At 65.4% G+C, this 4,968-nt stretch carries 5 protein-coding genes; all 5 read left to right on the top strand.

Features of this window, described 5'->3' with window-relative positions:
* The coding region (gene ppc / locus HP547_RS27355; RefSeq protein ID WP_172288562.1) for a phosphoenolpyruvate carboxylase at positions 1–2,191 on the top strand (2,191 nt) is incomplete at its 5' end.
* A gap of 257 nt (positions 2,192–2,448) precedes the next feature.
* Positions 2,449–3,099: an adenylate kinase gene (gene adk, locus HP547_RS27360; protein WP_110678221.1), complete on the top strand. Its 651-nt coding sequence runs from the start codon at positions 2,449–2,451 to the stop codon at positions 3,097–3,099.
* A 229-nt stretch (positions 3,100–3,328) separates the two neighbouring features.
* Positions 3,329–4,003: a tRNA (adenosine(37)-N6)-threonylcarbamoyltransferase complex dimerization subunit type 1 TsaB gene (gene tsaB, locus HP547_RS27365; protein WP_172288564.1), complete on the top strand. Its 675-nt coding sequence runs from the start codon at positions 3,329–3,331 to the stop codon at positions 4,001–4,003.
* Positions 4,004–4,134: 131 nt separating this feature from the next.
* Positions 4,135–4,425 carry a hypothetical protein gene (locus tag HP547_RS27370; protein WP_172288566.1) on the top strand — a complete coding sequence of 97 codons (291 nt, stop codon included), beginning with the start codon at positions 4,135–4,137 and terminating at the stop codon, positions 4,423–4,425.
* 3 nt (positions 4,426–4,428) lie between these two features.
* The coding region (locus HP547_RS27375) for a DUF72 domain-containing protein (RefSeq protein ID WP_172288568.1) at positions 4,429–4,968 on the top strand (540 nt) is incomplete at its 3' end.

The raw sequence follows: 4,968 nt of genomic DNA on the forward strand, positions 1-4,968 counted from the left end.
GATCCAGAAGTACGACGCCATCGCCGGCCAGCTGGCCGCCCAGGATCATCGCGACCTGACCCCGGCCGAACGCCAGCAAGTGCGCGAACGCCTGCGCCGGCTGATCGCCGAGGCCTGGCACACCGAAGAAATCCGCCGCACCCGGCCCACCCCGGTAGACGAAGCCAAGTGGGGCTTCGCGGTGATCGAGCATTCGCTGTGGCACGCGATCCCCAGCCACCTGCGCAAGGTCGACCAGGCCCTGCAGGAGGCCACCGGCCTGCGCCTGCCGCTGGAGGCCGCCCCGGTGCGCTTCGCCTCGTGGATGGGCGGTGACCGTGACGGCAACCCCAACGTGACCGCTGCCGTTACCCGCGAGGTGCTGCTGCTGGCGCGCTGGATGGCCGCCGACCTGTTCCTGCGCGATATCGATGCGCTGGCCGCCGAGTTGTCCATGCAGCAGGCCAGCGGCGCCCTGCGTGAACGGGTTGGCGACAGTGCCGAACCTTACCGCGCCTTGCTCAAGCAACTGCGCGACCGACTGCGCGCAACACGTGCCTGGGCGCATTCGGCGTTGACCAGCGACCAGCCAGCCAGCGCCGAAGTGCTGGTGGACAACCGCGACCTGATCGCGCCGCTGCAGCTGTGCTACCAGTCGCTGCATGAATGCGGCATGGGCGTGATCGCCGAAGGGCCGTTGCTCGACTGCCTGCGTCGCGCCGTTACCTTCGGCCTGTTCCTGGTTCGCCTGGATGTGCGCCAGGACGCTGCCCGCCACTGTGATGCGCTGACCGAAATCACCGACTACCTGGGCCTGGGGCGTTACGCCGACTGGGATGAAGAGCAACGCATCGAGTTCCTCCAGGCCGAGTTGAAAAACCGCCGGCCACTGCTGCCTGCGCACTTCACGCCGCAGGCCGATACCGCCGAAGTGCTGGCCACCTGCCGAGAGGTGGCCGCTGCGCCTGCTGCTTCGTTGGGGTCCTATGTCATCTCCATGGCCGGTGCTGCCTCTGACGTGCTGGCGGTTCAATTACTGCTCAAGGAAGCCGGGCTGACCCGGCCAATGCGCGTGGTGCCGCTGTTCGAAACCCTGGCCGACCTCGACAACGCCGGCCCGGTGATGCAACGCCTGCTCGGCTTGCCGGGCTACCGCGCCGGCTTGCGGGGCCCGCAGGAAGTGATGATCGGCTACTCCGACTCGGCCAAGGACGCTGGCACCACCGCCGCCGCCTGGGCCCAGTACCGGGCACAGGAAAACCTGGTGCGGATCTGTGCCGAACACCAGGTGGAGTTGCTGCTGTTCCATGGCCGAGGCGGTACGGTAGGCCGCGGCGGCGGCCCCGCCCATGCGGCGATCCTGTCGCAGCCACCGGGCTCGGTAGCGGGGCGTTTCCGCACCACCGAGCAGGGCGAGATGATCCGCTTCAAGTTCGGTTTGCCGGGCATCGCCGAGCAAAACCTCAACCTGTATCTGGCCGCTGTGCTGGAAGCCACGTTGTTGCCGCCACCGCCGCCGCAACCGGCCTGGCGCGAGGTGATGGACCAACTGGCCGCCGATGGCGTCGCGGCCTACCGCAGGGTCGTGCGCGAAAACCCCGACTTCGTCGAGTATTTCCGCCAGTCGACGCCAGAGCAGGAACTGGGGCGCTTGCCGCTGGGCAGCCGACCGGCCAAGCGCCGCGCCGGGGGCATTGAAAGCCTGCGGGCAATCCCGTGGATCTTCGGCTGGACCCAGACCCGCCTGATGCTGCCCGCCTGGCTGGGCTGGGAAACGGCGCTGAGCAATGCCCTGGCCCGCGGCCAAGGCGAGCTGCTGGCGCAGATGCGTGAGCAATGGCCGTTCTTCCGAACCCGCATCGACATGCTCGAGATGGTGCTGGCCAAGGCCGATGCACAAATCGCCGAGGCCTACGACGAACGTCTGGTGCAACCGCACTTGCGTCCTTTAGGTGTGCATCTGCGCGACCTATTGTCGCAGTCGTGCCAGGTGGTGCTGGGCCTGACCGGGCAGCCGGTGCTACTGGCGCACAGCCCCGAGACGCTGGAGTTCATCAGCCTGCGCAACACCTACCTGGACCCGCTGCACCGCCTGCAGGCAGAGTTGCTGGCCCGCTCGCGCAGCCGCGAAGCCGCTCTGGACAGCCCGTTGGAGCAGGCCTTGCTGGTGACCGTGGCGGGTATCGCCGCAGGCCTGCGCAACACCGGCTGAGGGCAGGGCCTGGCCACCCTGGGTGCGGGGCGCGAGGGGCGGGGGCGAAGACGGAGAAGGTGGTTGCGCCTGGCGCAACCACCGGGCGGGTCAGCCGCAAGTGGCGCATTCCTGCAACTTTGGGACGCTTGTATGGCTGCCGGGCGCTGTGTATCTTGAGCAGCCTTCTGACCGTTTTATGGTCATACCCGATTTTCCGGACTTGGCCCTGGTTGCCGAATCCATTGAATTTCATAAAAAAATTTGAGGAGCACGAGATGCGCGTAATTCTGCTGGGAGCTCCCGGGGCCGGTAAAGGTACTCAGGCAAAGTTCATCACCGAAAAGTTCGGTATTCCACAGATTTCCACCGGCGACATGCTGCGTGCCGCCGTCAAGGCCGGTACCCCGCTGGGCCTGGAACTGAAGCAAGTCATGGATGCCGGCCAGCTGGTTTCCGACGAGTTGATCATCAGCCTGGTCAAGGAGCGCATCGCCCAGCCTGATTGCGCCAACGGCTGCCTGTTCGACGGTTTCCCACGCACCATTCCGCAAGCCGAAGCCATGGTCGCTGCCGGTGTCGACATTGACGCCGTGGTCGAAATCGCCGTGGATGACGAAGAGATCGTCGGCCGCATGGCCGGTCGCCGCGTGCACCTGGCCTCGGGCCGCACTTACCACATTCAGTACAACCCGCCGAAAGTGGAAGGCAAGGACGATGTCACTGGCGAAGACCTGATCCAGCGCGACGACGACAAGGAAGAAACCGTTCGTCATCGCCTGTCGGTTTACCACAGCCAGACCAAGCCGCTGGTGGACTTCTACCAGAAGCTGTCGGCTGCCAATGCGGGCAAGCCGAAGTACAGCCACATCGAAGGCGTTGGCTCGGTCGAAGCCATCACCGCCAAGGTCCTGGCAGCCCTGAGCTGATCCAGTACCTGTCGACAACGGCCCGCTTGCGGGCCGTTGTCGTTTGGGGCTGCTAACGCAGCCCATCGCCGGCAAGCCAGCTCCCACAGGATCGCGCCATTTCTGAGGCTGTGCAGTATCTGTGGGAGCTGGCTTGCCGGCGATAGGCCGCACAGCGGCCCCTTCGGGACACAACGCCGCCGCTGCTCTATACTGCCGCTCTTTTTCTTCGCACCTGGATACCTGTTCGATGACCACCCTGCTGGCCCTGGATACCGCCACCGAAGCCTGTTCCGTTGCGCTGCTGCATGACGGCAAGGTAACCAGCCATTACGAGGTGATCCCACGTCAGCACGCGCAGAAACTGCTGCCGATGATCAAGCAGTTGCTGGCCGAGTCTGGCGTCGCGCTGAATGCACTGGATGCCATCGCCTTCGGCCGTGGCCCGGGCGCGTTCACCGGCGTGCGCATTGCCATCGGTGTGGTCCAGGGCCTGGCCTTCGCGCTGGAGCGCCCGGTACTGCCGGTTTCCAACCTGGCCGCACTGGCCCAGGGGGCGCTGCGCGAGCATGGCGTTCAGCAGGTGGCCGCTGCCATCGATGCGCGTATGGACGAAGTCTATTGGGGCTGCTATCAGGCCAGCGCAGGCGAAATGCGCCTGGTCGGTCACGAGGCGGTATTGCCGCCGGAGCAGGTGGCGCTGCCGGCGGGCAGCGCTGGCGAGTGGTTCGGTGCCGGTACCGGTTGGGGCTATGCCGAGCGCCTTGAAGTGCAGGTGGCGGCCAGCAATGCCAGCGCCTTGCCCCATGCACTGGACGTTCTGAGCCTGGCCAGCTTCGCCTGGACCCGCGGCGAGGCGATCGGTGCCGAACAGGCGCAACCGGTGTATCTGCGCGATAATGTAGCTACGCCGAAGAAGCGCTGAGTGCTGTTCGTCGGTTATCGCCGATCACACTAAAACCTTTTGCGCGATCTGTGGTCCAGTTATCACTCAAGCATTAGCGACCTGACTCTGATGCTGCTAAATTGCCATCATTGGTCCTGAGTGTTCATGCCATGCGTATCGACGGTTTCTCATCGCAGTCCTACCCGGTCAAGCGCGCACCGCGCAAGGCAGCGGTGCGTGACGAGGCCATCGATGACGCCGAAGTTGTAGAAGAAGCCGAAGTCGCCGCTCAGGAAGCCACCGCCCGCCGTCGCAGCGGTGGCCTGCCAGCCCGCCAGCAGGACATGGTCTTCCCCCGCGCCCGTGACCGCCGTACCGCCACGGCGCTGGCCAGCTACCTGAGCACCGCAAGTTTCACCGATTGGGACATGGAAGTGCTGGGGCTCGACCTGTACATTTGATGGATGAGTCCATCACCACTGCCTTATTTTCTCGGTTGCCCGTCGTGGAGCGAAAACGCCTGGCGCGACTACCTGTACCCCGCCGACGCCAGCAGCGCTGAAATGCTTGGCTTCTACAGCCAGGTGTTCAATGCCGTCGAGGGTAACACCACCTTCTACGCACGCCCCGCACCCGGCACCATTGCGCGCTGGGCCCAGGTGATGCCGGCGCACTTCCGTTTCACTGCCAAGTTCCCCCGGGACATCAGCCATGAGGGTGACCTGCGTGATCAGCTTGAGCCGGCCTTCGACTTCACCCGGCTGATGGCCCCGCTGGGCCAGCGCGTCTCGCCTTGCTGGCTGCAGTTGCCGCGCCAGTTCGGCCCGGCGCGGGTGGGTGAGCTTGGTCACTTCCTTGACCAGATTGGCGTGCCGGTGGCTGTGGAGGTGCGCAACCCGGCGTTCTTCACCAAGGGCGAGGAGGAGCGCCTGCTCAACCGCCTGCTGCACGAGCGCGGCGTGGAGCGTATCTGCCTCGACCCGCGCGCGCTGTTCAGTTGCACT

Source organism: Pseudomonas sp. CM27, assembly GCF_013179515.1.
GTDB lineage: Bacteria > Pseudomonadota > Gammaproteobacteria > Pseudomonadales > Pseudomonadaceae > Aquipseudomonas.